Below are 25,515 nucleotides of genomic sequence, written 5' to 3' on the forward strand. Positions count from 1 at the left end.
CGGATGTTCCTCGGCACCTTCACGCCCAAGCTCGACGAGAAGAGCCGACTGATCTTCCCGGCCAAGTTCCGCGACGAGCTCGCCTCGGGACTGGTCATGACTCGTGGACAGGAGCACTGCATCGCCGTGTACCCGCTCATGGAGTTCCGCCAGAAGCTCGAGGAGGCCCGTCGGGCGCCCACGACCGACCGACGCACCCGCGACTACCTGCGAGTGCTGATGTCCGGTGCGGAGGACGTCATCCCGGACAAGCAGGGCCGCATCACCATCCCGAGCCATCTGCGCACCTACGCGGGGCTGGATCGGGAGTGCGCCGTCATCGGCGCGCTCGACCGGCTCGAGATCTGGTCGCTCCCGGCCTGGGAGACCTACCTCGAGCAGAAGGAGGAGGGCTTCGCCGAGACCTCCGAGGAGGTGATCCCCGGCCTGTTCTGAGCCCGGCCACGAGGACATCCGTCCTGTGAGACCTCTCGTCGTTCCCGCCCCGACGCAACTTCCCCGGTGGCGGGTCGGGAACGACGGGGAATCTGACAGGACGGCGGCGCCCAGGGGGCGCCGGCCGGCATCCGGACCGAGAACGCAAGACATCGCACGAGAGCACGACCCGAGGGGAGGGGCGAGATGGACGACACCACGCACGGCGACCTGCCGGCCGAGCAGAGGCACCTCCCGGTCCTGCTCGAGACCTCGGTCCAGCCGCTCGCCCCGGCGTCGCAGGAGCCCGGGTCGGTCCACATCGACGCGACCCTCGGCATGGGCGGCCATGCCGCCGCCGTGCCGCACGCCGCACCGAAGGCCCGGCTGGTCGGCATCGACCGCGACCCGCAGGCGCTCGCGCTGGCCCGGGAGCGTCTGGACCGCGAAGGCGTCGGCGACCGCGCCACCCTCGTCCACGCCACCTACGACGAGATCCCCGAGGTGCTCGCCGAGCTCGACCTGCCCGGTGCCCACGGCGTGATGATGGACCTGGGGCTCTCCAGCTTCCAGATCGACACCGCGGAGCGAGGCTTCTCCTACTCCGTCGACGCGCCGCTGGACATGCGCATGGACGCCACCTCCGACGGCCCCACCGCCGCGGACCTGCTGCGCGAGTCGCCCGAGGCCGAGATCGCCCGCATCCTCCACGACCTCGGCGACGAGCGCTTCGCCCGCCGGATCGCCCGCCGCATCGTCGAGCGGCCGCGAGACCGCGCCGCTGGCCCGCTCCGGCGAGCTCGTCGAGTCGCTGGAGAAGGCGATCCCCGCGCCTCGAAGGCCAGCGGAGGCCACCCCGCCAAGCGCACCTTCCAGGCCCTGCGCATCGCCGTCAACGAGGAGCTCGAGATCCTCGCCTCCGCGATCGAGGCGGCGCTGGACTGCCTCCACGTCGGCGGCCGCATCGTCGTGGAGTCCTACCACTCCGGCGAGGACCGTCTCGTCAAGACGGCCTTCGCCCGCCGCACCCGTTCCTCGGCCCCGCCCGGACTCCCGGTCGAGCTCGAGGAGCACAAGCCCACCTTCACCCCGCTCGTCCGCGGCGCGCTCCAGGCCGACGAGGACGAACGGAGTGGCAATACCCGTGCCGCGTCCGTCCGACTGCGAGCATTGACCCGTACCCGTTCCGCCGAGAGAGCACACTGAGATGGCCAGCACGTCCGCCGTTCATGCGCCCGCGATCCGCCCTGCTCGCGGAGCGCGCACCGCCCAGACCGCCCGGCCCCGCCTCACCGTCGTCTCCACGCCGAAGACGGGCGGCGCTCGATGCCGTTCGCGCCGCTGTGCACGCTCATCGTCACCGCGACCCTCGCCGCGCCGCTGTTCATGAACATCCAGATGTCCGACGCGAGCTACGAGATCACCCGGCTCCAGGGCCAGTCGCAGCGGCTGACCGAGGAGAGCCAGGGCCTCCAGGAGACCAACGAGCGCCTCGGCACCCCGCAGGAGCTCGAGCGCCAGGCGCGCGAGATCGGGATGGTCCCGGTGTCGGATCCGGCATATATCGACCTCGACACGGGCCAGATCATCGGCGAGACGGCCCCGGCGGAGCAGACTGAGGGGACGCCGGAGCTGGCGGACGTGCCCGCCGAGGTGGCGGTCCCGCCGGCGCAGATCTACGACGAGCCCACCGGGTACCACGGCATGGGCAACGAAGGGGCCTGACACATGTCGCCATCGCGCAGGAACGGCCGGTCCAGCACCTCCCGCTCCGCGGGAGGTGCTGGTCGTCCACGCCCCGCAGGCGGCGCGATCCGGCTCCCGCGGGCGCGCGTGGGTGACCCCTCCACCCGCCACCGCCTCCTGATAAGCCTGGTCCTGGTCGCCGTGCTCGCCCTCTCCGGCCGCCTGGTCTGGGTGCAGGGACTGGACGCGAGCGCCCGGGCCGAGGAGGCGATCGCCCAGCGCACCGTCACCCGGTCGATCCCCGCGCGCGCGGCGACATCACCGACCGCGACGGCACAGTGCTGGCCAGCTCCGTGCGGCGCTACGACCTCTGGGTCAACCAGACCCAGGTCGACGACTACCTCGCGAACTCGAAGACCGCCGAGGTCACCGGCGTGGAGGCCGCGGCGCGGGAGCTCGCGCCGGTGCTCGGCTGGAGCGTGAGCGAGACCGAGGAGGCGCTGACCGGCGAGGCCGGCTTCGCGTACCTCCGCAAGAACGTGGAGCCCGCCGTGCGGGACGCCGCGATCGCCCTGGGCATCCCCGGCATCGGCGCGGACCCGGTCGCCGATCGGATCTACCCCGCCGGCTCCGTGGCGGGCAACGTGCTCGGCTTCGTCGGCGCCGACGGCACGGCCCTGGCCGGCACCGAGCTCTCCTTCGACGACGAGCTCGCCGGCACCGACGGCGAGACCACCTACGAGCGCGGCGCCCAGGGGCAGATCATCCCCACCGGCAAGCAGGAGACGACCCCCGCCGTCGACGGCAGCGACGTGGTGCTCACCATCGATCGCGACCTGCAGTGGAAGGCGCGACAGGTCATCGCCAGCTCCGTCGAGCAGTGGGGCGCCACCGGCGGCGCGCCGTGGCCTACAACCCCCGCACCGGCGAGGTGCTGGCCCTGGCGGAGTCCCCGACCTACGACCCGAACTCGCCGGGCGACGCCGATGCTGAGGACCTCGGCAACCGCGCGATCTCGAGCGTCTTCGAACCGGGCTCCACCGGCAAGCTCTTCACCATCGCCGCCGCGATCGAGGAGGGCACCGTCACGCCCGAGTCCCAGTACGACGTCCCCTACGAGAAGTACTTCGAGGGTGAGCGCATCAAGGACTCCCACAGCCATCCCGACCAGCGCCTCACCCTCGCCGGTGTGCTGAAGAACAGCTCCAACGTCGGCACCGTGCAGATCTCGGAGACGCTCACCCCCGAGGTGCGCCACGACTACCTCCTCGCCTTCGGGCTGGGGGAGAAGACCGGCGTGGAGGCGCCCGGCGAGTCCGCCGGCATCGTCCACCCCGCCTCGGACTGGACCGGCCGCACCCGCTACACCACCTCCTTCGGCCAGGGTTACAGCGTCAACGCCCTGCAGATGGTCTCCGCCGTCGGCACCTTCGCGAACGACGGCGTGCGCGTCCAGCCCTCGCTGATCTCCGGTGTCAAGGAGGCCGACGGCTCGGTGCGCCCCCTCGGCGAGCCCGAGAGCACCCGTGTCGTCTCGAGCGAGACCGCGGCCACGATGCAGGCGCTGATGGACAACGCCGTGGACGACGAGACCTCGAGCGCCGCGGTGAGCGGCTACGCGGTCGGCGGCAAGACCGGCACCGCCCAGGTCCCCGACGGCACCTACACCGCCTCGTTCATCGGCTTCGCCCCGGCGGACGACCCCGAGATCGTCATCGGCGTGTTCCTCTTCGGACTGAACACGTTCATCTCCGGCTCGACGGCGGCCGCGCCGGCGTTCTCCGAGCTGACCACCTTCGCCCTCCAGAACCAGGGCATCGCCCCGACGGGCGTGCCCGCCCGTCAGCTCGAGAACGAGTGGTGAGGACACCGATGAGCGAGACCCCTGTGCCCCAGCACGAGCCAGCCCGCCCGCGCCGCCCCCGCGGCGCGAGCGTCGCCGAGCTCGCCTCCGCCCTGGGCGCCGCGCCGCACGACCACGGTGACGACGCCCTGCGCCTGACCGGCGTCACCCTCGACTCCCGCTCCGTGGAGCCCGGCGACCTGTGGAGCGCACTGCCCGGCCAGGTCACCCACGGCGCCCGGTTCGCCGCCCAGGCCGTCGAGCGGGGCGCCGCCCTCGCCCTGACCGACGAGGACGGCGGCGCGCTCTGCGCCGAGGCGGGCCTGCCCGCCCTCGTCGTCCCCGACCCCCGTGCCGCCACCGCGACCGCCGCCGCCCTGGTCCAGGGCCGGCCCGCGGAGCGCCTCGCGACCGTCGGCGTGACCGGCACCAACGGCAAGACCTCGATCACCACCGCGATCACGCGCACGTCGCTCGCCCTCGGCGTCCCCGCCGGGGTGATCGGCACCAGCGGCACCAGCTACCGCGACGCCCGCGGCGCGGACCACACGGTCGCGACCGTGCGCACCACCCCCGAGGCGCCAGAGCCGCACGGGATCCTCGCCCGCATGGCCGAGGACGAGGTCGCCGTCGCCTCGATGGAGGTCTCCAGCCACGCGCTCGTCCTCCACCGCGCCGACGAGGTGGTCTTCGACGTCGCGTGCTTCACCAACCTCACCCAGGACCACCTCGACTTCCACGGCACGATGGAGGAGTACTACAGGGCCAAGCGCCTGCTGTTCACCCCCGAGCACGCCCGGCGCGGGATCGTCTGCGTGGACGACGAGTGGGGCCGTCGCCTCGCCCGCGAGGCGACGATCCCCGTCACCACCTACGCGACCCTGCCCGGCGTCGAGGCGGACCATCGCGCCGTCGCCGCGCGCTCCGAGGGCTACGGCGGCACCGTCACTGTGCACGGCCCCGACGGGGAGCGCACCCTGCACGCCGCGCCGCCCGGCCGCCACTACGTCGCCAACACCCTCGCCGCGGAGCCGCTGCTCGCCGAGATCGGGCACTCCGGCCCGGAGGTCGTGGAGGCCCTCGCGACCGAGGGCATCGTCCCCGGCCGGATGGAGCTCGTCGCCGACGACGGGGTGCGCGGGATCGTGGACTACTCCCACACCGCCGACGCCCTCGAGCAGGCCCTGACCACCCTGCGCGCCGTGCCCGGCACGCGCCGCCTCGTGGTCGTCATGGGCGCGGGCGGTGACCGCGACCGCACCAAGCGGCCCCGGATGGGCGAGGTCGCCGCCCGCCTTGCCGACGTGGTCATCGTCACGGACGACAACCCCCGCACCGAGGACCCCGCGAGCATCCGCGCCGAGGTCCTCGCCGGCATTCCCGAGGACACGAACGCACAGGTGCACGAGGTGGACGGGCGCGGCGCCGCGATCGAGCTGGCCGCCTCCCTGGCCGACGTGTCCGACACCATCCTGGTGGCGGGCAAGGGAGCCGAGACGGGCCAGCAGATCGGGGGTATCGTCCATCCGTTCGACGACCGCCTCCGGTCGCGCGACGCGCCGCACACGGCACGGTCGACGCCCCGACGGGTCGATGCCGACGACATGGACGAAGGACGCTGAGCATGCTCCAGATCACGACACGGGAGATCGCCGAGATCACCGGCGGGTCCCTCGTGGGCGGCGCGACCGGTGACGAGACCGTCACCGGCACCGCACGCATCGACTCCCGCGAGGCGGCCCCCGGCGACCTGTTCGCCGCCTTCCCCGGCGAGCACGTCGACGGCCACGACTACCTCGAGGCCGCCCGCACCGCCGGCGCCGCCGCCGCGCTCGTCACCGAGGACCGCGGCGTGCCCGCCGTCCAGGTCGCCGACGTGCGCACCGCCCTGTCCGATCTCGCCCGCGCCCAGCTCGAGCGCGCCCGCACCGAGAACCCCGAGCTCGTCGTCCTCGCCGTCACCGGCGGCGCCGGCAAGACCGGCACCAAGGACCTGCTCGGCACGATCCTCACCCCCGCCGGGGAGACCATCGCCCCCGCCGGCACGTTCAACAACGAGCTCGGCCTGCCGCTGAACGTCGCGCGCCTGACCGCATCCACCCGCTTCCTCGTGCTGGAGATGGGGGCGCGCGGCATCGGCCACATCGCCCAGCTCACCGCCATCGCACGCCCCGACATCTCGCTCGTCCTGAACGTCGGCTCCGCGCATCTCGGCGAGTTCGGCGGCGTCGAGGCGATCGCGACGGCCAAGGGCGAACTGGTCGAGGCGCTCGCCCCCGGAGGCCGCGCGATCCTGAACGCCGAGGACCGGCTCGTCGCCGGGATGGCCGAGCGCTCCGCCGCCCCGGTCCTCACCTGGGGCTTCCACGAGGGGACGGTGCGCGGCACCGACCTCACCCTGGACGACCGTGCCCGCATCGGCTTCGACCTCGTCGTCCCCGACGGGCTGACCGCCCTCGACGGCACCCCGATCCCCTCCGGCACCTTCCCCGTCCGCCCCGACCTGCTCGGCGATCACCAGGCCGCGAACGTGCTGGCGGCCCTCGCCGGGGCGCTGGCCGCGGGCGTCGACCCCGCGGCGGCGGCCGCCTCGCTCGACGGGGCGACGCTCGCCTCCGGCCACCGCATGGAGGTCCTCGAGGCCGGCGGCGCGCTCGTCATCAACGACGCCTACAACGCCAACCCCGACTCGATGCGACACGCGCTGAAGACCCTCGCGCACCTCGGCCGCACCCGCCGCACCATCGCCGTGCTCGGCGAGATGCTCGAGCTCGGCCCGGACGCGGCGCGGCTCCACGACGAGATCGGCCGCCTCGCGGTGCGGCTGAACATCTCCCAGCTCTACGTCGTCGGCGACGGCGCGGCACCGATCCATCACGGGGCGAGCCTCGAGGGCGACTTCGGCGGGGAGTCCGAGTACGTCGACACCGTGGACGAGGCGCTCGCTGTGCTAGAACGGTCCGTGCGCCCCGGTGACGCGGTGTCGCTGAAGTCCTCCCGCGACGCGGGCCTGCGCTGGCTCGCCCAGCCGCTCGTGGAGGCGCTCGACCGGCACGCCGGGACCGACCAGACGGGAGACGATGCATGATCGCGATCATCATCGCGGGGGCGCTCGCCCTGGCCATGTCCATCTTCGGGACGCCGCTGTTCATCAAGGTGCTCGAGCGCCGCGGCTACGGACAGTTCGTCCGCGACGACGGCCCCACCTCCCACGCGACCAAGCGAGGCACGCCCACCATGGGCGGCGTCGCGATCATCCTCGCGGTGGTCCTGGCCTACTTCCTCACCCACCTCGTGCTGTGGACCTCGCCGAGCGTCTCCGTGGTGCTGGTGCTCTTCCTGATGGTGGGCCTCGGCGTCGTCGGCTTCCTCGACGACTACCTCAAGATCTCCCAGCAGGACTCCACGGGCCTGCGCCCCCGCTACAAGCTGGTGGGCCAGTTCCTGGTCGCGACCGGCTTCGCCGTGATGGCGCCGCTGTTCCCCGACGAGAACGGCAACGCTCCCGCCTCCACACACATCTCCTTCGTCCGCGACATCCCCTGGCTCGACCTCGCCTTCCTCGGCTCGGTCGTCGGCTTCCTGCTGTTCGCGATCTGGGCGAACTTCCTGGTCGCCGCCTGGTCCAACGGCGTGAACCTCACCGACGGGCTCGACGGCCTCGCCAGCGGCGCGACCATCCTGTTCACCGCCGCCTACCTGATCATCAGCTTCTGGCAGTGGCGGCAGGTGTGCGGCGTCGACCTCGACGCCGGGGGACTGGTGCACTGCTACGACACCCGCGACCCGCTGGACATCGCGGTGCTGTGCGCGGCGATCATCGGCGCCTGCGTCGGCTTCCTGTGGTGGAACACCTCGCCCGCGAAGATCTTCATGGGCGACACCGGCTCCCTCGCCCTCGGCGGCGCGATCGCCGGCCTGACCATCGTCACCCGCACCGAGATCCTCGGCGCGATCATCGGCGGCCTCTTCGTGGTCATCTCCCTGTCCGTGATCATCCAGGTGACGAGCTTCAAGCTGACCGGCAAGCGCGTGTTCAGGATGGCGCCCCTGCGAGACCACTTCGAGCTCAAGGGCTGGAACGAGGTCACCATCGTGGTCCGCTTCTGGATCGTCGCCGGGATCCTCGCCGGCGTGGGCCTGGGCCTGTTCTACCTCGACGCCCTGCCGAGGCTCGCCTCATGACCGCCCCGGCGGGCGGCGCCCCCTCCCTCCCCGCCGAGGAGCGTCCCTGGCCGGGGATGGACGTGGCCGGGCGCGGATCCTCGTCACCGGCTTCGGCGTCTCCGGCTACGCGATCGCCGACCAGACCATGCGGCGCGGCGCCCGCGTGCTCGTCGTCGACGGGGCGGACACCCCCGAGATCCGCGAGCGCGCCCAGATCCTCGAGGTGCTCGGGGTGGAGTTCCGCCTCGGCGCCGAGCACACCCGCGCCCTGCCCGAGGACCGCGAGATCGACCTCGTGGTCACCTCGCCCGGCTGGCGCCCCGACCAGCCCCTGCTCGCCGCCGCGGCCGCCCGCGGCATCCCCGTGTGGAGCGAGGTCGAGCTCGCCCGCCGCATGCGACCCGCCGACGGCCCCGCCTGGCTCGGCATCACCGGCACCAACGGCAAGACCACGACCGTCACCATGCTCGAGTCGATCCTGCGCGCCGCGGGCCTGCGCGCCGTCGCCTGCGGGAACGTGGGCCTGCCCGTGATCGAGGCGGCCCTGGACCCCGAGGGCTTCGACGTGCTCGCGCTGGAGCTGTCCAGCTTCCAGCCGCACTGGACCGAGCACCTGGACTGCGAGGCCGCGGTGGTGCTGAACGTGAGCGCCGACCACCTCGACTGGCACGGCGGCGCCGAGGAGTACGCCCGCGCCAAGGGACGCATCTTCGAGGGCGTCCGCACCGCCTGCGTCTTCAACACCGCCGATGAGACCACCCTGCACCTGGTCGAGGAGGCGGACGTCGTCGAGGGCGCCCGCGCCGTCGGCATCTCGCTGGGTGCCCCGGGACTGTCCGAGCTCGGGATCATCGACGGCATCCTCGTCGACCGCGCCTTCCACCCCGAGCGCCGCGGCTCCGCCGCCGAGCTCGCCACCCTCGCCGACCTCGCCCACCTGGGCCCCCAGGGCGCCGGCCCCCACGTGCTCCTGGACGCCCTCGCCGCGACCGCGCTCGCCCGCGCGCACGGCGTCCCGGCCCATGCCGTCCGCGACGGCCTGCGCGCCTACCGCATGGGCGCCCACCGCGCCCAGCACCTCGCCACCGTCGACGGCATCGGCTTCGTCGACGACACCAAGGCCACCAACCCCGCCGCCGCCGCGGCCTCCTCCAGGCGGCCGAGCGCGTGGTCTGGATCGCCGGCGGCGACGTCAAGGGCGCCGATCTCGGCCCGCTCGTCGCGACCGCCGCGGACCGCCTGGTCGGCGTCGTCTTCGCTGGGCCTGGACCCCGCGCCCTTCACCGAGGCGCTCAGCCGACACGCCCCCGAGGTCCCCGTCCGGCGCATCGATCCGGGCGAGACTGACGACGTCGCCGCGCGCACCCGGTTGATGGAGGACGCGGTGCATGCCGCCCGCTCCCTCGCCGCCGCAGGGGACGTGGTGCCGCTGGCCCCGGCCGCCGCCTCCATCGACCAGTTCCGTGACTACGCGGAACGGGGGATTTGTTCGCCGCGGCCGTGACCCGACTGCCAGGAGAGCACGCATGACGATGGAGGACACCCGGCGCGACGCACGTCGCAGCACCGACTCCCGCCCGTCCGCCTCCGGCACCCGGCCCGCGGACCGCTCCACCTCCGTCGTCCGGCCCGACGAGGACCAGCCCCTGGGGAACATCTCCGGCCGCGTCCGCGAGGGCGTCGGCGCTCGGCTGCGCTCCCCGGCGCTGGACTTCTACGGCCTGATCGTCGTCGGCGCGATGCTGGTCGGCATCGGCCTGGTGATGGTGCTGTCCTCCTCCGCGGTCCTGAACATCTCCCGCGGCAACTCCGGCTACGCCGGCCTGGTCCGCCAGGGGACCTTCGCCGGGATGGGGCTCGTCTTGCTGATCATCGCCGCGGTGTCGCCGCCTGGCTTCTACCGGCGCGCCGCCTGGCCGCTGCTGGGCCTCGGGCTCCTGCTGCAGTGCCTCGTCTTCGTCCCCGGCCTCGGCGTCGCGGTGGACGGCAACCAGAACTGGATCATGATCGGCGGTCAGACGCTGCAGCCCTCGGAGTTCCTCAAGCTCGCCCTCGCCGTGTGGCTCGGGGCGCCGCTGTCGGTCAAGCGGCCGTTGCTCCACCGCCCCGCGCATCTGCTGTTCCCGCTGGTTCCCGGCGCTCTCCTGGCACTCGGTCTCGTGATGCTCGGGCATGACCTCGGGACCATGATGATCATGGCCATGCTGGTCGCCGGAGCGATGTGGGTGGCCGGCATCCCGCGTCGGTGGTTCGCCCTCGCCGGCGCCGCAGGGGTCATCGGGATCATCTTCCTCACCGTCACCAGCGCCAACCGCATGGCTCGCATCACGAACTGGATCCACGGGATCTGCGAGGGCGACTCCTGCTACCAGTCGGACCAGGGCCTGATGGGCCTGGCCGAGGGCGGCTGGTGGGGCGTCGGTCTCGGGGAGTCGCGGCAGAAGTGGGGACGACTGCCCGCCGCCCAGGACGACTACATCTTCGCGATCATCGGCGAGGAGCTCGGCCTGATCGGCACCCTCGGCGTGCTCGCGCTGTTCACCGCGCTCGCCCTGATCATGTTCCGCATGATCACCCGGCTCGAGGATCACTTCATGCAGATCACCGTCGCGGGCATCAGCGCCTGGCCGCTCGGCCAGGCCGTCGTGAACATGATGGTGGTCACCGGGCGCTGCCCGTGATCGGCGTGCCCCTGCCGTTCATCTCCTCGGGCGGCTCGGCCCTGCTCGCCTCGATGACCGCGCTCGGACTGCTGCTCTCCTTCGCCCGCCGCGAGCCCGGTGCGCAGGAGGCGATCAGCGCCCGCTTCGGGGCGGTGCGCCGCTCCGTCAGCGTCCAGCCCGCCCCGCGCGACAACGCCCCTGCCGCCCGTCCCGCGAAGGCCGGACGCCGCGGGAAGGCCGGTCGCGCCGCGAAGGCCGGGCGCTCCTCGCGCTCGGGACGCTCCGCCTCGCGCCGCCGCCGCGGCGCCTCCAGTCCCTCCCGGAGGACCCGATGACCCCCACCCCGGCCCGCATCCTCCTGGCCGGCGGCGGCGACGCCGGACACGTCTCGCCGCCGCTGGCCACTGCCGCGCAGATCCGCCGCCGCGACCCCGAGTCCGAGATCATCGTGCTCGGCACCGCCCAGGGGCTCGAGACGGACCTCGTCCCCGCCGCCGGGCTCGAGCTCGTCACCATCGAGAAGGTCCCCTTCCCGCGCCGCCCGAACGGGGCCGCGGCGCGCTTCCCCGGTCGCTTCGCCGGCACGCTGAAGGCCGTGCGCACCCTCCTGCGCGAGCGACGTATCGACGTGGTCGCCGGCTACGGCGGCTACGTCTGCCCGCCCGCCTATCTCGCCGCGGCCGCCCAGCGCCTGCCCGTCGTGATCCACGAGGCGAACCGTCGCCCGGGGCTCGCCAACCGCCTCGGCGCCCGCCGCGCCGCCGCCGTGCTCACCGCCTTCGAGGGCTCCACCCTCCCGGGAGCCCGCCGCATCGGCATGCCCATGCGCGAGGAGATCGCCCACCTCGACCGCACCGCCCGCCGCGCGGAGGCCGTCGCCGGCTACGGGCTGGACCCGTCCCGTCCCGTCTCGCTGGCCACCGGCGGCTCCCTCGGCGCCCAGCGTCTGAACGCCGCCGTCGGCGAGGCCGCCGAGGCCTTCACCGCCGCCGGCGCGCAGATCCTCCACGTCACCGGCCGCGGCAAGGCCGACGGGCTCGCCGAGAGGGACGGCTACCGGGTGCTGGAGTACGTCTCCGCCATGGAGGACGCCTATGCGGCCTCCGATCTCGCCCTCACCCGCTCGGGCGCCGGCACCGTCAGCGAGCTGACGGCGGTCGGGCGCCCGCCGTGCTGGTCCCGCTCCCGATCGGCAACGGCGAGCAGGCGCTGAACGGGGAGGAGGTCGTCGCCGCCGGAGGCGCGCTGATGGTCCCCGACGCCGAGCTCGACGCGCGGCACCTGCGCAGCGAGGTGTCGCCTCTCCTGCTGGACGACCAGCGACGCGGCGAGATGGCCGAGGCCGCCCGCGCCTTCGGCATCACGGACGCGGCCGAGGTGATGGCCGACGTCGTGATCGGCGTCGCACGCCGAGCCTGACCCGGCGGCGCCGAGCGCACGGATACCGTGACCCCATGACTCCCGCCTCCCCGCACGGCCCCGCACCCCGCACGATCCTGCGCCCCGGCGACGTGATCACCCGGCCGGACTGGCCGGCGGGGAGAGCATCCGCTCGGTGCACGTGGTGCGGATCGGCGGCGCCGGCATGAGCGCCGTGGCGCGGCTCGCCCTCGAGGCCGGGCTCGCCGTGAGCGGGTCGGACTCCCAGGACGGCCAGTTCATCGCCCCGCTGCGCGAGGCCGGCGCCCGGATCGGGATCGGCTTCGATGCCGCGGCGCTCGCCGAGGACTGCGACCTCGTCATAGTCTCGACCGCCGTGCGCGCCGACAACCCCGAGGTCGCCGCGCCCACGAGCGCGGCATCCCGGTGATCCACCGCGCCGCGGCGCTGGCGGGCCTGCTCGGGGAGCGGGACCTGATCGCCGTCGCCGGCACCCACGGCAAGACCACCACCACCGGCATGGCCGTCGCCGCGCGCGCGGCGCCGGGCAGGACCCGGCCTGGGCGCTCGGCGCGGCCGTACCCGATCTGGGCCGCAACGCCGGCTTCGGGGAGCGACCCGGCGGCGGCGGCCCGGACAGCCCCGCCGTCGTGGAGGCCGACGAGTCCGACGGCTCCTTCCTCGCCTTCGCCCCGCTCTCGATCGTCGTCACCAACCTCGAGCCCGACCACCTCGACTTCCACGGCGACGCCGAGACCCTGACCGCCGCCTTCGACGCGCTCGTGGACCGGGCGCGACCGGGCGGCACCCTCGTCGTCTGCGAGGACGACCCCGGCGCCGCCGCCCTCGGCGAGAGGGCCCGGGGCCGGGGCGTCGCCGTCCAGGGCTACGGCACCGCCGAGGGCACCGCGTGGACGCGCGCGCCGAGCGCAGCGGGCCCGCGGCGCCGAGGTCGAGATCGAGGGCCCCGCCGGCCCGCTCACCCTCTCCCTCGCCGTCACCGGCCACCACAACATCCTCAACGCCGTCGGCGCCCTCGCCGCGACCGCCGCCGCGGACCCGTCCCTGGACCCCGCCCGCCTCGCCGCGGGCCTGGGCACCTTCACCGGCGCCTCCCGCCGCTTCGACGTGGCGGGCGCCGCCGGGGAGTGACCGTCGTGGACGACTACGCCCACCACCCCCGCGAGGTCGCCGCGACCCTGGACGCCGCCCGCGGGATCGTCGAGGCGCAGGAGGCGCCGGGCCGCGTCCTCGCCGTCTTCCAGCCCCACCTCTTCTCCCGCACCCGCGACTTCGCCGCGGACTTCGCCGCCGCGCTCGAGGCCGCGGACCTCGCCTGGGTGATGCCCGTCTACGCCGCCCGCGAGGACCCCGACCCCGCCACCACCGCCCGGACGATCACCGGCCACGCGGGCGAGGCCGTGGTCGCCCTCGACGCCGACGCGCAGGTCCTCGACCTGGTCCCGGCCGCGGCCCGCCCCGGCGACCTGCGCTGATGCTGGGCGCCGGAGACATCGTCGAGACGACCCCGGCGTCGCTCGCCGCGCTCGAGGCGGACCCCGGGGACCGCGCCTGATGGCACGCCGCCCCACCACGCCCCGACCGCGTCCCGGCACGGTCCGCCCGACGCCGCCCGCGGAGCGCCCCGAGCAGTCCGCCGAACGGCGCTCCGCCCGCGAGGCCCGTCCCCGCCCCGCGGAAGGGACCGGCTCCGCCGGGGGTCCGTCGCGGACCGCACGGTCGGGCCGCCCCCGCAGTCCGGTCGCACCCCGCGACCGGGCCGCGCAGTGCGACCGGGCCGCGCCGCGCCGACCGGCCGGAGCGCCGCTCCGGCGCCGTCGGCCCGCGCCGCACGCTCGGCCCCCTCGGCTCACTCGGCAACCTCGCCGTCCCCGGCGCCGCGCGCGTCTCGGGGTCGCGGCCTCGGACGGCCAGCCGTCGAGCCCGAGGCTCCGCTCGCCCCGCCCCGCACGCAGGAGGAGGAGCCGGGCGGCGGCCGCATCGTCCAGGCCGCGGACCGCTTCCGCGAGCTCGTCGCGGGACGCCCGTGGCGCCGGCGTCGGCGCGCGATCATCGCCGGCACCCTCGTGACGGCGCTCGTGCTCGTCGCCGCCCTCGCCACCGCCGTGATGCTCCCGACCCTGCAGGTCCGCGACATCACCGTCGAGGGAACCGGGTACGTCGCCGAGGAGGACGTGCGCGAGGCCGTCGCCTCCCACAGCGGCGACAGCGTGTCGCTCTCGCCCACCCGCGACATCGCCGACCGAGCCGCCGAGGTGCCGGGCGTCGCCACCGCCGAGGTCGACCGGGTCTGGCCGGACGGCATGACCGTCACCGTCACCGAGGCGGCCCCGGTCGCGCGACTCACCCGCGCCGACGGCGGCACCGCCGTGGTCGACGCCGCGGGGGAGGAGCTCCCGGCCGCGGCCGGCGAGGGCGCGACCCTGGTGCCGATGACCGTCCAGGGCGGCGCCGCCGACCCCGAGGGCGCGGCCGCGACCATGAGCGAGGTGCTCGCCTCCCTGCCCGATCCGCGCGCGGCGCGGTCCGGGAGGTCTCCGCCTCCAGCACCAGCGACGTCACCCTCGTCCTCACCCTCGAGGACGGCGGCACCAAGACGGTCGTCTGGGGCGACGCGCACGATGCAGAGCTCAAGGCCGAGGTGGTGCAGGCGCCGCTGGGCCGACCCGGCACGACCATCGACGTCTCCTCCCCGGTCGCACCCGTCACCCGCTGATCTCCTCCGCTGCGACGCCGGCCTCCGTGCGCCGGGAGCGGGACGGGGACGGGCGGGCGGACACCCCGCAGACCGACGGATCGGGCGGACCGGACGGTGACATTGGCCCGGCTCGCGCCCGACACGCGCCCTCGGTGTTTGCGTGCGCGTGCACTCCTCCTTAGCGTCGAGGGAAGGGAGAGGCGCCCCGAAGTCCGAACCTCAAGTAGAGGTCCAGGGTTGAGGAGCGGTCGCGACCAGGCGCGATCCAGGCCCTTCTCCAGGAAGACCTACAAGAGCCAAGAGCAAGGACCAAACGTGGCCGGAACCCAGATCTCCCTCGCAGTCATCAAGGTCGTCGGCGTCGGCGGCGGAGGTGTCAACGCCGTCAACCGCATGATCGAGTCCGGGCTCAAGGGCGTCGAGTTCATCGCGATCAACACCGACGCCCAGGCACTCCTCATGTCCGACGCCGACGTCAAGCTCGACGTCGGCAAGGAGATCACCCGTGGTCTCGGCGCCGGCGCCGACCCCGAGGTGGGCAAGAAGGCCGCCGAGGACCACGCCGAGGAGATCGAGGAGGTCCTGCGCGGGGCCGACATGGTCTTCGTGACCGCCGGTGAGGGCGGCGGCACCGGCACGGGCGGCGCGCCCGTCGTCGCGAAGATCGCCCGCGACCTCGGCGCCCTGACCATCGGCGTGGTCACCCGCCCCTTCACCTTCGAGGGCCGCCGCCGCTCGACCCAGGCCGAGTCCGGCATCGCCGCGCTCCAGGCCGAGGTCGACACCCTCATCGTGATCCCCAACGACCGCCTGCTCTCCATCGCGGACAAGCAGGTCTCGATGCTCGACGCCTTCAAGAGCGCGGACCAGGTCCTGCTCTCCGGCGTCCAGGGCATCACGGACCTGATCACCACCCCGGGCCTGATCAACCTCGACTTCGCGGACGTGAAGTCCGTGATGCAGGGGGCGGGCGGCGCCCTGATGGGCATCGGCTCGGCCCGCGGCGACGACCGCGCGCCGCAGGCCGCGGAGCTCGCGGTCTCCAGCCCGCTGCTCGAGGCCTCGATCGACGGGGCCTACGGCGTGTCGCTCTCCATCCAGGGCGGCAGCGACCTCGGCCTGTACGAGGTCTCCGAGGCCGCGCGCCTCGTCCAGGAGGCCGCGCACCCGGATGCGAACATCATCTTCGGCTCCGTCATCGACGACGCCCTCGGCGACGAGGTGCGCGTGACCGTGATCGCCGCGGGCTTCGAGGGCGGCGGTCCCCAGCCGCGCCAGGACCTCACCCCGCAGCGAGCGCCCCGCCGCCCGCACCGAGCGACCCGCCCAGCGCCCCGCGGTGCAGCGGCGTCCCGCCGTGCAGCGGCGTCCCGCCTCCTCCGAGCGGCGCCCCGGCCAGGGCGCCGGCGCGACCGCCGCCTCCCCGGGCGCCTGGGGCCTGCCGCAGCAGGCCTTCTCCCCGTCGCGGCCCAGCGCCCCCGAGCCCGAGACCGAGGCGCTGGACGCCGCGGACGTCGAGGACGCGGGCCAGGCGCAGAACGTCGCCCCGCGCCCGGCGCCCCGGGCCCCCGAGCCCACCCGCCCGCCGCACATCGAGGAGCCCCCGGCGGACGACGACGACCTCGACCTGCCGTCCTTCCTGAAGTGACGAGCCCCCTCAGCGCACGGGCCCCGCGGATCCGCGGGGCCCGTGCCCTGTTCACGGGCCGTGCCGGAGGAGTCAGCACGGGCGAGCACGCCGGCCTCAACCTCGCCCGCCACGTCGGCGACGACGCACGGGCCGTCGAGGAGAATCGGGCGCGGGTGGCCGCGGAGATCGGTGCGCCGCTGGTCTTCGTCGAGCAGGTCCACTCCGCCGATGTGCACGTGCCGCCCGCACAGGACGCCGAGCCCGGGCGGGGCACGGGGCCCGCGGGGGAGCCGGGGCCCGTCGTGCGCGCCGACGCGATCGTCACCGATCGCACCGACGTGGCGCTCGCGATCATGGTCGCCGACTGCCTGCCCGTCTTCGCTCTCCGACCCGGTCGCCGGGGTCGTCGCCGTCGCCCACGCCGGGCGCCGCGGCCTGCTGGACGGCGTGCTCGAGGCGACCCTCTCGGAGATGGCCGCCCTCGGCGCCCGCCCCGCGGACGTGACCGCGAGCATCGGCCCGTCGATCTGCGGTGCCTGCTACGAGGTGCCGGAGCAGATGCGCGGGGACGCCGCGGCCCTCCTGCCCGCGACCGCCTCGAAGACGCGCTGGGGGACCCCGGCGCTGGATCTGCGGGCGGGGGCGGTCTGCGTCGCCGCAGGACGCCGGCGTCCCTGCCGAGGCGATCGACGCCGAGCATCCCTGCACCCTCGAGGACGAGCGCTTCTTCTCCTACCGCCGCGGCGCCGTCACGGGTCGCTTCGCCGGGGGTGCGCGCAGGGGCTGAGCCGGGCCCGGGCGATCACGGTCGGGCTCCGCCGCCCCGCCCGGGACCTGGGCGGCCCGCACGTCACGACGTGCACGTCACGCCGCGACACGCGCACGACACGCCGACGACGTCCCTATCGTCTCGAATCGCCTGCTGTACTTTCGAGTCAACGGGCTCCCGCGCACTCCCCGTGCTTCCCCGGGGCCCAGGTCAGCGCGAACAACGACTGGGAGATCTGCGATGGGAACCTGGCGCAACGCCATGGTCGCACTCGGCCTCGCCAACGAGGTCGACGACGAGTACTACGAGGACGAGCGGTACCGCGAGGAGCGACCTGCTCCGTCCCGCCGCACCGAGCGGGCGCCCGAGCCCACCACCGAACGGGAGGCCCAGGTGACCCCGATCCGTCAGCACTCGAACGTGGTCGCGATGGCCCCGGCAGTGGAGGAGTCGATGCGGCGCATCACCACGATCCATCCGCGGTCGTACAACGACGCCAAGGCGATCGGCGAGTCCTTCCGCGACGGCGTGCCGGTGATCATGAACCTCTCGGACATGCAGGACGGCGACGCCAAGCGCATGGTCGACTTCTCCGCCGGCCTCGTCTTCGGCCTGCGCGGCACGATCGAGCGCGTCACCTCCAAGGTGTTCCTGCTGTCGCCGGAGTTCGTCCAGGTCGACGGGGACTCCTCGGCCGACGAGGGCGACTTCTACAACCAGAGCTGAGGCTCCCGTGCGGCTCGTCGCCGGGATCCTCTATCTCGCGGTCCTGATCTACCTGCTCCTGCTCCTGGCGCGCCTGGTGCTCGAATGGATCCAGGGCTATGCCCGCGAGTTCCGCCCCTCCGGACTGGTGCTGGTGCTGTTCGAGGTGGTCTTCACGCTGACGGACCCCCCGGTCAAGCTCTTGCGCCGAATGATCCCCCGCTGCGGCTGGGCGCGGTGAGCCTGGACCTGTCCCTGATGATCCTCCTGATCGTGGGTTGGATCCTCGCTGCGCGTCCTCGCCGGCCTCGCGGCCTGATCCACGGCCCTGCGATGTGAGGTGCGCGATTCTCCCGGCCCCGATGCAGGGGTCCGCCGCCGATCCGCTAGGCTGTCCGCACCGCGCCTCACCGCGCAAACCGACTCACGAATGACGAAAAGGTGACCCATGGCTCTGATGCCCGAAGACCTGATGAATCAGCGGTTCACCCCGGTCCGGTTCTCCGAGGGTTACGACATGGACGAGGTCGACAACTTCCTCGACAACGAGGTCGAACCCCGCCTGAAGGAACTGATCTCCGAGAACGAGCGCCTGAAGAAGGAGCTCGAGGAGGCGCACAACCGCATCGCTGAGCTCGAGTCCGGTGCTCCTGCCGCGGCCGCCGCCCCCGCCGTCGAGGCCGAGGAGCAGGACGAGGAGACCGTCGTCTCCGAGGTGCCCGCCGACGCCGCCGCGGACGAGGCCGCTCCGGAGGAGGTCGTCGTCGAGGAGGAGCCCGCGGCCGTCGCCGAGGAGCCCGCCGCCGGCGCGGCGCAGACCCCGGACCAGTCCGCCGCCGGCATCATCGCCCTGGCCAACCGCCTGCACGACGAGCACGTCAAGAACGGCGAGGACGAGCGCGACCGCCTCATCACCGAGGCGAACGAGGAGCACAAGCGCATCGTCGGCGAGGCCGAGGAGAAGTCCCGCACCACGCTGGCCGATCTGGAGACGAAGAAGTCAGAGCTCGAGAAGACCATCGAGGGCCTGCGCAACTTCGAGCGCGACTACCGCAACCGTCTGCGCAACTACCTGGAGAACCAGCTGCGCGAGCTCGACACGAGCGAGACGCAGGACAAGCAGGCGAACTTCGGTCTGTGAGCACTCCTGACCCCACGTCGACGAGCGCCGGCCCGCAGAGGTCCGGCGCTCGGCGCCGTCTGAGCCGCCCCGCCGTCCTCGGCGTCGTCGGCCTGCTCGCGGTCGTGCTCCTGGTCGCGGACCAGGTGACGAAGAACTGGGCGGTGGCGACCCTCCCCGAGCTCGACCCCCAGCCCTTCCTCGGCGAGGTGCCGCAGCTGACCCTGCTGTACAACACCGGCGCGGCCTGGGGGATGGGCGCGGAGATCACCCCGGTGGTCACCTGCCTGCAGATCGCGATCGTGATCGGCGTGATCGTCTTCGCGGTCCGCTCGGTCCGCTCGCCCTGGTACGCGCTCGCCCTCGGTCTGATCATGGGCGGCGCGCTCGGCAACATCCACGACCGCCTGCTGCGGGCCCCCGGCCCCTTCCACGGCGCGGTCGTCGACTTCCTCGAGTCGCCGAACTGGCCCGTCTTCAACGTCGCCGACATGGCCGTGGTGGCCGGGGCGATCCTGGTGATCGCGCTCGGGCTGTTCGGCCTCGACGCCGATCCCGCCCGCGCCGCGCAGGAGCAGGCCGAGACCGAGCAGGCGCAGACCCGCGCCGAGCAGGAGCAGGCCCGTGCCGCCGAGCCGTCGACGGGAGACCCGGCGGAGGAATCCCCGGAGGCGGAGAAGTGAGCGCCTCCCGCACCCTGATGGTCCCCGACGGCCTCGCCGGGGAGCGCGTGGACGTGGGCATCTCCCGCATGCTGGGCCTGTCCCGCACCCGCGCCGCCGACCTCGTCATGGCCGGGCACGTCCTGGTCGACGGCCAGGTCCCCGCCCGCTCCACCCGTCTCGAGCCCGGAGCGATGGTGGACGTCGAGCCGCCGGACGAGAAGCCGGCCGTCGAGGTCCGGCCCCAGATCGCCGAGGGCATGAGCCTGATCCACCAGGACGACGACATCGTCGTGATCGACAAGCCCGTGGGCGTCGCGGCGCATCCGAGCGCCGGCTGGTCCGGGCCGACGGTGCTGGGCCATCTCGCCGCCGCCGGCGTCTCGATCCGCACCAGCGGCGACCCCGAGCGGCAGGGGATCGTCTCCCGTCTGGACGTCGGGACCAGCGGGCTCATGGTCGTCGCCCGCACCGAGCGCGCCTACACCACTCTGAAGGACGCCTTCCGCGCCCGCGAGGTGGGGAAGGTGTACCACGCGGTGTGCCAGGGGGCGCCCGATCAGCCCTCCGGCACGATCGACGCGCCCATCGGCCGCTCGCCGAGCCACGACTACAAGTTCGCGGTGCGCGAGGACGGCAAGCACTCGGTCACCCACTACGAGACCCTCGAGGAGCGCGCGGCGCGACCCTGCTGCGTGTGGGCCTGGAGACCGGCCGCACCCACCAGATCCGCGTGCACATGGCCGCGCTGCGACATCCCTTGGTCGGCGACCCGCTCTACGGCGCGGACCCGACCCTCGCGACGAAGGTGGGCCTGGTGCGGCAGTGGTCGCACGCGATGGAGCTGACCTTCACCCATCCGGTCAGCGGGCGCGAGGTCACCTACACCTCCACCTACCCGGACGACCTCCAGCAGGCGCTCGAGCGGCTCAGGGAGCGCTGAGCAGGGCGGGGCGCGGCGCACGGCTCCTGCGCCCTCTGTGCGGTCCGGGTGTCGTCGTCACCGGCATCGGCCGTCCACGAGATACCGTCGAGGCATGACCGACGAGCAGACCTCCGGAGCGCTGACCCCCACCCGGGATGCCGCCCTGTCCCGCCCCGACTTCCCCGTCGCCCGCGTCGCGCGCCGCCTGGGCCTCGACCCCGAGGGTGCCGAGCTCGCGCCGCGCGACGACGAGCGGGTTCGCGCCGCACTCGCACGCTCCGTCGAGGAGTTCCTCGCCGCCGATGACGACCGCCGCGCCGGACGGCCCCCGAGCTCCGAACTCGCCCTGGACCCCGACTTCCCGACCGGCGTGGGCATGGCGCTCGTCGGCGCCGCGGTGCTGTGGGAGGAGCGGGACCTGGTGCCGAAGGTCGCTCTGCGCGTGGCGAAGGACCACTACGAGGACGGGGCCGACGAGCTCGCCGCGAGCTACGTCGCCCTCGTGCAGGAGTCGGTCGAGCCGGGGGAGCGCAGCGACGACGACGCCCTCGCCTGGGCCGCGCAGTCCCTGCTGGTCTCCGTGCCGCAGCGCTCCGGGGACCCGGCCCGCGCCGACGAGATCGCCCGAGACCTCGCCGCCCACGCGATCCCGATCGACCTGTGGCGCGACGACGACCCGACCCTGCCGGACGACTCCCTGGCCTGGCACGGCGGTGCCTTCGTGGGCGGGATCCCTCCGCGCCGCGACGAGCGACGCCTCAGCTTCGAGGACGTCCACGACTACATGAACTCGCTCATGGCCGACATGCGGCGCGAGCAGGCGGCGGAGGACGACGGCCGCGGCTGAGCACGCCAGCTCTCAGCAGGCCGGCCCCGTCGGCCCGGATGTCGGCCCGGGTCCGTACCGTATCCCCATGACGACCGCGGACACGCTCGCGCTCCCCTCCGGGACGGCGGCGGAGGAGGACTACCTCGACCTCGTCGAGGAAGTGGGAGACAGGGCCATCGCCCAGTCGCTCGAGGAGTGCCGGGTCGCGGGGCACGGGGTCGAGGAAGACGCGGCTGAGATTCCGGTCGCGGCGGCGCTCGAGGACCTGGCGTCCGCGCTCGCCGATGCCCTGCTCGACGCCGACCTCGGTGCGCCGCGCGGGATCTCCCCGCACTCGCTCCTGCGCGACCACCCCGACTTCCCCGAAGTGCTCGGCCTGCGAGTCCTCGGCGCCCTGCATCTGCACGACGTCCTCGACCGCAGCGCAGCCGCCGCGCTGATGGCTGGGTCGCTCGCGCGTCGGCGGATGCACGACGGGGAGACCGCGGAAGCCCTGAAGCTCGCGGTGCTCGCCGCCTCACTGGGCGCGACGTCCTCGAGCCCCCACACCGGCCTCTGCCTGGGCGTCCTCGCCGCCGCGCTCCAGCGATGCGGGCACCGTCGCCAGGCCTCCGGCATCCACCTCTTGCTGCACACCTCCGGGGTCGAGATCGAGGCGTGGCGGGATCCGGAGAAGTGGGAGGCCGGTGCGCCCTGGACCGACGGCGCACGGTTCGAGCAGTGGCTCTCCCTGTCCAGGGGCGCCGAACGGCGGGTGCCGTTGTCGGACGACGATCCCCGTTCCGCCCTCGCCGGGATAGTGGCGAAGGCCGGACGCCTGGAGCGGTTCGGGCGCGCTGCGCCATCGGCGCCGCCGCCGGGAGGAGAACCCTCCCCTCGACCTGATGCTCCGCGAGCTCGAGGACCTCGCGATCCAGGAGGAGTGGGAGTACCTCTGAGCCCGCGCCGGGACGCCCGTGACCTGGCCCCATGACGACTCCACGGGGCGCCCGCCTCGCGGGCAGCGTGAACTACGACGACGCCGAGAATACGGTGCGCACCGTCGTCGAGATCCTCGGCGCGCACGTCGGGTGGATCCCCGACGGCGAGGTCGGGAAGCGATTCCACTGGATCATGTTCCAGCCCGACGTGCTCGGCGAGGCCGACGGAATCGAGCGCGTGGGCGCGGAGTCGATCCCCTTCGGCGCCGGGCTCGATGCCCGCCCGCGCGGATCGCCGACAGGTCGAGGCCGCCGAGATCGCACTGCCGCCGCTCGGGCGCGCGGATGCGGCCGCTGGGCGAGCTCGAGCAGATCCTCGAGGAGATCCCGCACGAGGACCTCGCGATCCAGTGGGACGTCGCCTCCGAGAGGGGCATCCTCGAGGGGGCCTCCGGCTACGGCGCGATCATGCAGGGCTGGTGGACCGGGGGAGTGCTCGAGGGCATCGTCGCCCGGCTCGCCGCGCTCGTCGACGCCGTCCCCGTGGAGGTGGAGGTCGGCATGCACCTCTGCTACGGCGACGCGGGGGAGAAGCACTTCGTCCAGCCCGCCGACACCGCGAACCTCGTCCGGGTCGCGAACGCCGTCCTCGGCGCCGTCGGCCGCACCCGCGCGCGCGCGCGCCCTTGAACGCCCCGGTGCGTCGGCGGATTCCCGACACGCCGGACGCGCCGGGGTGACCTCTCCGACCCCCGCCTGAGCGCTCGCCCGTCGGCCCTCGCGGCTACGCTGGTGGGCATGGCTTCTGCGGGTTCCGATGACTTCGTCCATCTCCACGTCCACACCGACTACTCGCTGCTGGACGGCGCCGCGAAGATCGACAAGCTGGTCGCCGAGACGGTGAACCAGGGCCAGCAGGCGGTGGCGATCACCGACCACGGCTATCTCTTCGGCGCCTACGAGTTCTACAAGGCCGCGACCGACGCCGGGGTCAAGCCCATCGTCGGCATCGAGGCGTACGTGACTCCCGGGACGAGTCGTCATGACCGCACCCGCGTGCAGTGGGGCACCAAGGAGCGAGCAGGCGGCAGGCGATGACGTCTCCGCCCGCGGCGCCTACACCCACATGACCCTGCTGTCGAAGTCGACCGAGGGCATGCACAACCTCTTCCGCCTCGGCTCGGCCGCGTCCCTCGACGGGCAGATGGGCAAGTGGCCGCGGATGGACCGCGAGATCCTCTCGAAGTACGCGCCGGGCCTGATCGCCACCTCCGGCCGCCCCTCCGGCGAGGTGCAGACCCGCCTGCGGCTGGGACAGTTCGACGAGGCCGTGAAGGCCGCCGGCGAGTTCCAGGACATGTTCGGCAGGGACAGCTACTTCATCGAGCTGATGGACCACGGCCTCGACATCGAGAAGCGCGTGACCAAGGACCTGCTCGAGGTCGCCAAGGCGGTGAACGCCCCGCTGGTGGCGACCAACGACCTCCACTACGTCACCGAGCAGGACGCCACCATCCAGGACGTGTCGCTGTGCATCAACTCCGGCTCGCGCCTGAACGATCCCGACCGCTTCAAGTTCGGCGGCTCCGGCTACTTCCTGAAGTCCGCCCAGCAGATGCGGGAGCTGTTCCGCGAGTTCCCCGAGGCCTGCGACAACACGCCGCGCATCGCCGAGATGTGCGACGTCTCGTTCACCACCACCTCCGAGGGCGCGAACTACATGCCGCACTTCCCCACCCCGGGCGGGGAGGACGAGGAGTCGTGGTTCGTCAAGCAGGTCCAGGACGGCCTGCACTACCGCTACCCCTCCGGCATCCCCGACGAGGTCCAGAAGCGCGCCGACTACGAGGTCGGGATCATCCTCCAGATGGGCTTCCCCGGCTACTTCCTGGTCGTCTCCGACTACATCAAGTGGGCCAAGGAGCAGGGGATCCGCGTCGGCCCCGGCCGTGGCTCCGGCGCCGGCTCGATGGTCGCCTACGCCATGCGCATCACCGACCTCGACCCGATCGAGCACGGCCTGCTCTTCGAGCGGTTCCTGAACCCGGACCGCGTCTCCATGCCCGACTTCGACGTCGACTTCGATGATCGCCGCCGCGGCGAGGTCATCGAGTACGTCGAGCGCAAGTACGGCGACGACAAGGTCTCCCAGGTCGTCACCTACGGCGTCATGAAGACGAAGAACTCCATCAAGGACGCCGCCCGCGTGCTCGACTACCCCTTCGCGATGGGGGACAAGATCACCAAGGCGCGCCGCCGGCGGTGATGGGCAAGGACATCCCGATCAACGGGATCTTCGACCCCGAGAACAAGCGCTACGCGGAGGCGACCGAGTTCCGCCGCATGCACGACGAGGACCCCGACGTCCAGAAGGTCGTCGAGATCGCCAAGGGCGTGGAGGGCCTGACCCGCGGCTGGGGCGTGCATGCCTGCGCGGTCATCATGTCCAGCCACACCCTCACCGACATCATCCCGATGATGCGCCGCCCCTCCGACGGTCAGATCATCACCCAGTTCGAGTACCCGACCTGCGAGACGCTCGGCCTGCTGAAGATGGACTTCCTGGGGTCGCGGAACCTCACCGTCCTCTCCGACGCGGTGGAGAACATGTCCCGCAACGGGAAGACCCCGCCGGACCTGGAGACCCTGCCCTTCGACGACCCGGCGACCTACGACCTGCTCCAGCGCGGCGACACCCTGGGCGTGTTCCAGCTCGATGGCTCGGGCATGCGCACCCTGCTGCGACAGATGAAGCCCGACCAGTTCGGGGACATCACCGCCGTCTCGGCGCTGTACCGTCCGGGCCCGATGGGCATGGGCTCGCACACCAACTACGCGCGCGCAAGAACGGCCTGCAGGAGATCACGCCGATCCACCCGGAGCTCGAGGAGCCGCTCTCGGAGATCCTCGACGAGACCTACGGCGTGCTCGTCTACCAGGAGCAGGTGATGCAGACGGCGCAGAAGGTCGCCGGCTACTCGCTCGGCGAGGCGGACATCCTCCGCCGCGCCATGGGCAAGAAGAAGAAGGCGGAGCTGGACAAGCAGTACGTCTCCTTCGAGGCGGGCATGAAGGACAACGGC

General features: G+C 73.2%; 23 protein-coding genes and 8 pseudogenes. All 31 read left to right on the forward strand.

Annotated features, from left to right (window positions below; all coding sequences use genetic code 11):
* Nucleotides 1-3 precede the first annotated feature (3 nt).
* Nucleotides 4-435, forward strand: coding sequence for a division/cell wall cluster transcriptional repressor MraZ (mraZ, locus tag WKH84_RS20685; RefSeq protein ID WP_010551419.1), 432 nt, complete (start codon nucleotides 4-6; stop codon nucleotides 433-435).
* Between the two features lie 186 nt (nucleotides 436-621).
* On the forward strand, nucleotides 622-1,620 hold the full coding sequence (rsmH, locus tag WKH84_RS20690) for a 16S rRNA (cytosine(1402)-N(4))-methyltransferase RsmH (protein ID WP_341854949.1): 999 nt from the start codon (nucleotides 622-624) through the stop codon (nucleotides 1,618-1,620).
* A 1-nt stretch (nucleotide 1,621) separates the two neighbouring features.
* A complete protein-coding gene (locus tag WKH84_RS20695) occupies nucleotides 1,622-1,804 on the forward strand; it encodes a hypothetical protein (RefSeq protein ID WP_341854950.1) in 183 nt (60 codons plus the stop codon).
* On the forward strand, nucleotides 1,741-2,139 hold the full coding sequence (locus WKH84_RS20700) for a hypothetical protein (protein WP_341854951.1): 399 nt from the start codon (nucleotides 1,741-1,743) through the stop codon (nucleotides 2,137-2,139). Before WKH84_RS20695 ends, WKH84_RS20700 begins: the two co-directional genes overlap by 64 nt.
* 314 nt (nucleotides 2,140-2,453) lie before the next feature.
* Nucleotides 2,454-2,813 (forward strand): annotated as a pseudogene (locus WKH84_RS20705) (penicillin-binding protein 2); the annotation flags it as partial.
* Between the two features lie 218 nt (nucleotides 2,814-3,031).
* Nucleotides 3,032-3,964 (forward strand): penicillin-binding protein 2, encoded by a 933-nt coding sequence (locus WKH84_RS20710; protein WP_341854952.1) that lies wholly within the window; start codon nucleotides 3,032-3,034, stop codon nucleotides 3,962-3,964.
* An 8-nt stretch (nucleotides 3,965-3,972) separates the two neighbouring features.
* Nucleotides 3,973-5,565 (forward strand): UDP-N-acetylmuramoyl-L-alanyl-D-glutamate--2,6-diaminopimelate ligase, encoded by a 1,593-nt coding sequence (locus tag WKH84_RS20715; protein WP_341854953.1) that lies wholly within the window; start codon nucleotides 3,973-3,975, stop codon nucleotides 5,563-5,565.
* A 2-nt stretch (nucleotides 5,566-5,567) separates the two neighbouring features.
* Nucleotides 5,568-7,031, forward strand: a complete 1,464-nt coding sequence (murF, locus tag WKH84_RS20720) for a UDP-N-acetylmuramoyl-tripeptide--D-alanyl-D-alanine ligase (protein WP_341854954.1) — start codon at nucleotides 5,568-5,570, stop codon at nucleotides 7,029-7,031.
* Nucleotides 7,028-8,128, forward strand: coding sequence for a phospho-N-acetylmuramoyl-pentapeptide-transferase (gene mraY, locus WKH84_RS20725; protein WP_341854955.1), 1,101 nt, complete (start codon nucleotides 7,028-7,030; stop codon nucleotides 8,126-8,128). The genes murF and mraY overlap by 4 nt, the downstream gene beginning before the upstream one ends.
* A 127-nt stretch (nucleotides 8,129-8,255) precedes the next feature.
* Nucleotides 8,256-9,614, forward strand: coding sequence for a UDP-N-acetylmuramoyl-L-alanine--D-glutamate ligase (murD, locus tag WKH84_RS20730; RefSeq protein WP_341854956.1), 1,359 nt, complete (start codon nucleotides 8,256-8,258; stop codon nucleotides 9,612-9,614).
* A gap of 259 nt (nucleotides 9,615-9,873) precedes the next feature.
* A pseudogene (locus WKH84_RS20735) lies at nucleotides 9,874-11,108 on the forward strand (putative peptidoglycan glycosyltransferase FtsW).
* Nucleotides 11,105-12,192 (forward strand): annotated as a pseudogene (locus WKH84_RS20740) (UDP-N-acetylglucosamine--N-acetylmuramyl-(pentapeptide) pyrophosphoryl-undecaprenol N-acetylglucosamine transferase). The pseudogenes WKH84_RS20735 and WKH84_RS20740 overlap by 4 nt, the downstream one beginning before the upstream one ends.
* A gap of 136 nt (nucleotides 12,193-12,328) precedes the next feature.
* Nucleotides 12,329-12,583 carry a Mur ligase domain-containing protein gene (locus WKH84_RS20745; RefSeq protein ID WP_341854957.1) on the forward strand — a complete coding sequence of 85 codons (255 nt, stop codon included), beginning with the start codon at nucleotides 12,329-12,331 and terminating at the stop codon, nucleotides 12,581-12,583.
* Nucleotides 12,580-12,915 carry a hypothetical protein gene (locus WKH84_RS20750; protein ID WP_341854958.1) on the forward strand — a complete coding sequence of 112 codons (336 nt, stop codon included), beginning with the start codon at nucleotides 12,580-12,582 and terminating at the stop codon, nucleotides 12,913-12,915. The genes WKH84_RS20745 and WKH84_RS20750 overlap by 4 nt, the downstream gene beginning before the upstream one ends.
* Complete coding sequence (locus WKH84_RS20755; protein WP_341854959.1) at nucleotides 12,804-13,649, forward strand: cyanophycin synthetase; 846 nt, start codon at nucleotides 12,804-12,806, stop codon at nucleotides 13,647-13,649. The genes WKH84_RS20750 and WKH84_RS20755 overlap by 112 nt, the downstream gene beginning before the upstream one ends.
* 291 nt (nucleotides 13,650-13,940) lie before the next feature.
* Nucleotides 13,941-14,990, forward strand: a complete 1,050-nt coding sequence (locus tag WKH84_RS20760) for an FtsQ-type POTRA domain-containing protein (protein ID WP_341854960.1) — start codon at nucleotides 13,941-13,943, stop codon at nucleotides 14,988-14,990.
* A 197-nt stretch (nucleotides 14,991-15,187) separates the two neighbouring features.
* A pseudogene (gene ftsZ / locus WKH84_RS20765) lies at nucleotides 15,188-16,520 on the forward strand (cell division protein FtsZ).
* Between the two features lie 113 nt (nucleotides 16,521-16,633).
* Nucleotides 16,634-16,813, forward strand: a pseudogene (locus WKH84_RS20770) (laccase domain-containing protein); the annotation flags it as partial.
* A pseudogene (locus tag WKH84_RS20775) lies at nucleotides 16,731-17,087 on the forward strand (laccase domain-containing protein); the annotation flags it as partial. The pseudogenes WKH84_RS20770 and WKH84_RS20775, both read left to right, overlap by 83 nt.
* Nucleotides 17,035-17,289, forward strand: coding sequence for a laccase domain-containing protein (locus WKH84_RS20780; RefSeq protein ID WP_341854961.1), 255 nt, complete (start codon nucleotides 17,035-17,037; stop codon nucleotides 17,287-17,289). The pseudogene WKH84_RS20775 and the gene WKH84_RS20780, both read left to right, overlap by 53 nt.
* A gap of 222 nt (nucleotides 17,290-17,511) precedes the next feature.
* On the forward strand, nucleotides 17,512-17,997 hold the full coding sequence (gene sepF, locus WKH84_RS20785; protein ID WP_341854962.1) for a cell division protein SepF: 486 nt from the start codon (nucleotides 17,512-17,514) through the stop codon (nucleotides 17,995-17,997).
* A 7-nt stretch (nucleotides 17,998-18,004) separates the two neighbouring features.
* Nucleotides 18,005-18,217, forward strand: a complete 213-nt coding sequence (locus WKH84_RS20790; RefSeq protein ID WP_341854963.1) for a YggT family protein — start codon at nucleotides 18,005-18,007, stop codon at nucleotides 18,215-18,217.
* A gap of 207 nt (nucleotides 18,218-18,424) precedes the next feature.
* On the forward strand, nucleotides 18,425-19,117 hold the full coding sequence (locus WKH84_RS20795) for a DivIVA domain-containing protein (protein WP_341854964.1): 693 nt from the start codon (nucleotides 18,425-18,427) through the stop codon (nucleotides 19,115-19,117).
* Entirely contained in the window at nucleotides 19,114-19,779 is a 666-nt protein-coding gene (gene lspA, locus WKH84_RS20800; protein ID WP_341854965.1) for a signal peptidase II, read from the forward strand. The genes WKH84_RS20795 and lspA overlap by 4 nt, the downstream gene beginning before the upstream one ends.
* Nucleotides 19,776-20,701, forward strand: a pseudogene (locus tag WKH84_RS20805) (RluA family pseudouridine synthase). The gene lspA and the pseudogene WKH84_RS20805 overlap by 4 nt, the downstream one beginning before the upstream one ends.
* Before the next feature lie 94 nt (nucleotides 20,702-20,795).
* On the forward strand, nucleotides 20,796-21,530 hold the full coding sequence (locus tag WKH84_RS20810; RefSeq protein WP_341854966.1) for a hypothetical protein: 735 nt from the start codon (nucleotides 20,796-20,798) through the stop codon (nucleotides 21,528-21,530).
* Between the two features lie 67 nt (nucleotides 21,531-21,597).
* Complete coding sequence (locus tag WKH84_RS20815) at nucleotides 21,598-22,485, forward strand: hypothetical protein (RefSeq protein ID WP_341854967.1); 888 nt, start codon at nucleotides 21,598-21,600, stop codon at nucleotides 22,483-22,485.
* A 292-nt stretch (nucleotides 22,486-22,777) separates the two neighbouring features.
* Nucleotides 22,778-23,122, forward strand: coding sequence for a hypothetical protein (locus tag WKH84_RS20820; protein ID WP_341854968.1), 345 nt, complete (start codon nucleotides 22,778-22,780; stop codon nucleotides 23,120-23,122).
* A 108-nt stretch (nucleotides 23,123-23,230) separates the two neighbouring features.
* Complete coding sequence (locus tag WKH84_RS20825) at nucleotides 23,231-23,530, forward strand: PHP domain-containing protein (protein ID WP_341854969.1); 300 nt, start codon at nucleotides 23,231-23,233, stop codon at nucleotides 23,528-23,530.
* Nucleotides 23,475-24,698, forward strand: a complete 1,224-nt coding sequence (gene dnaE / locus WKH84_RS20830; protein WP_341854970.1) for a DNA polymerase III subunit alpha — start codon at nucleotides 23,475-23,477, stop codon at nucleotides 24,696-24,698. The genes WKH84_RS20825 and dnaE overlap by 56 nt, the downstream gene beginning before the upstream one ends.
* Nucleotides 24,698-25,455: pseudogene (locus WKH84_RS20835) on the forward strand (DNA polymerase III subunit alpha); the annotation flags it as partial. The gene dnaE and the pseudogene WKH84_RS20835, both read left to right, overlap by 1 nt.
* Nucleotides 25,456-25,515: the final 60 nt, after the last annotated feature.

This window comes from Brachybacterium sp. GPGPB12 (assembly GCF_038396325.1).
Taxonomy (GTDB): domain Bacteria; phylum Actinomycetota; class Actinomycetes; order Actinomycetales; family Dermabacteraceae; genus Brachybacterium; species Brachybacterium conglomeratum.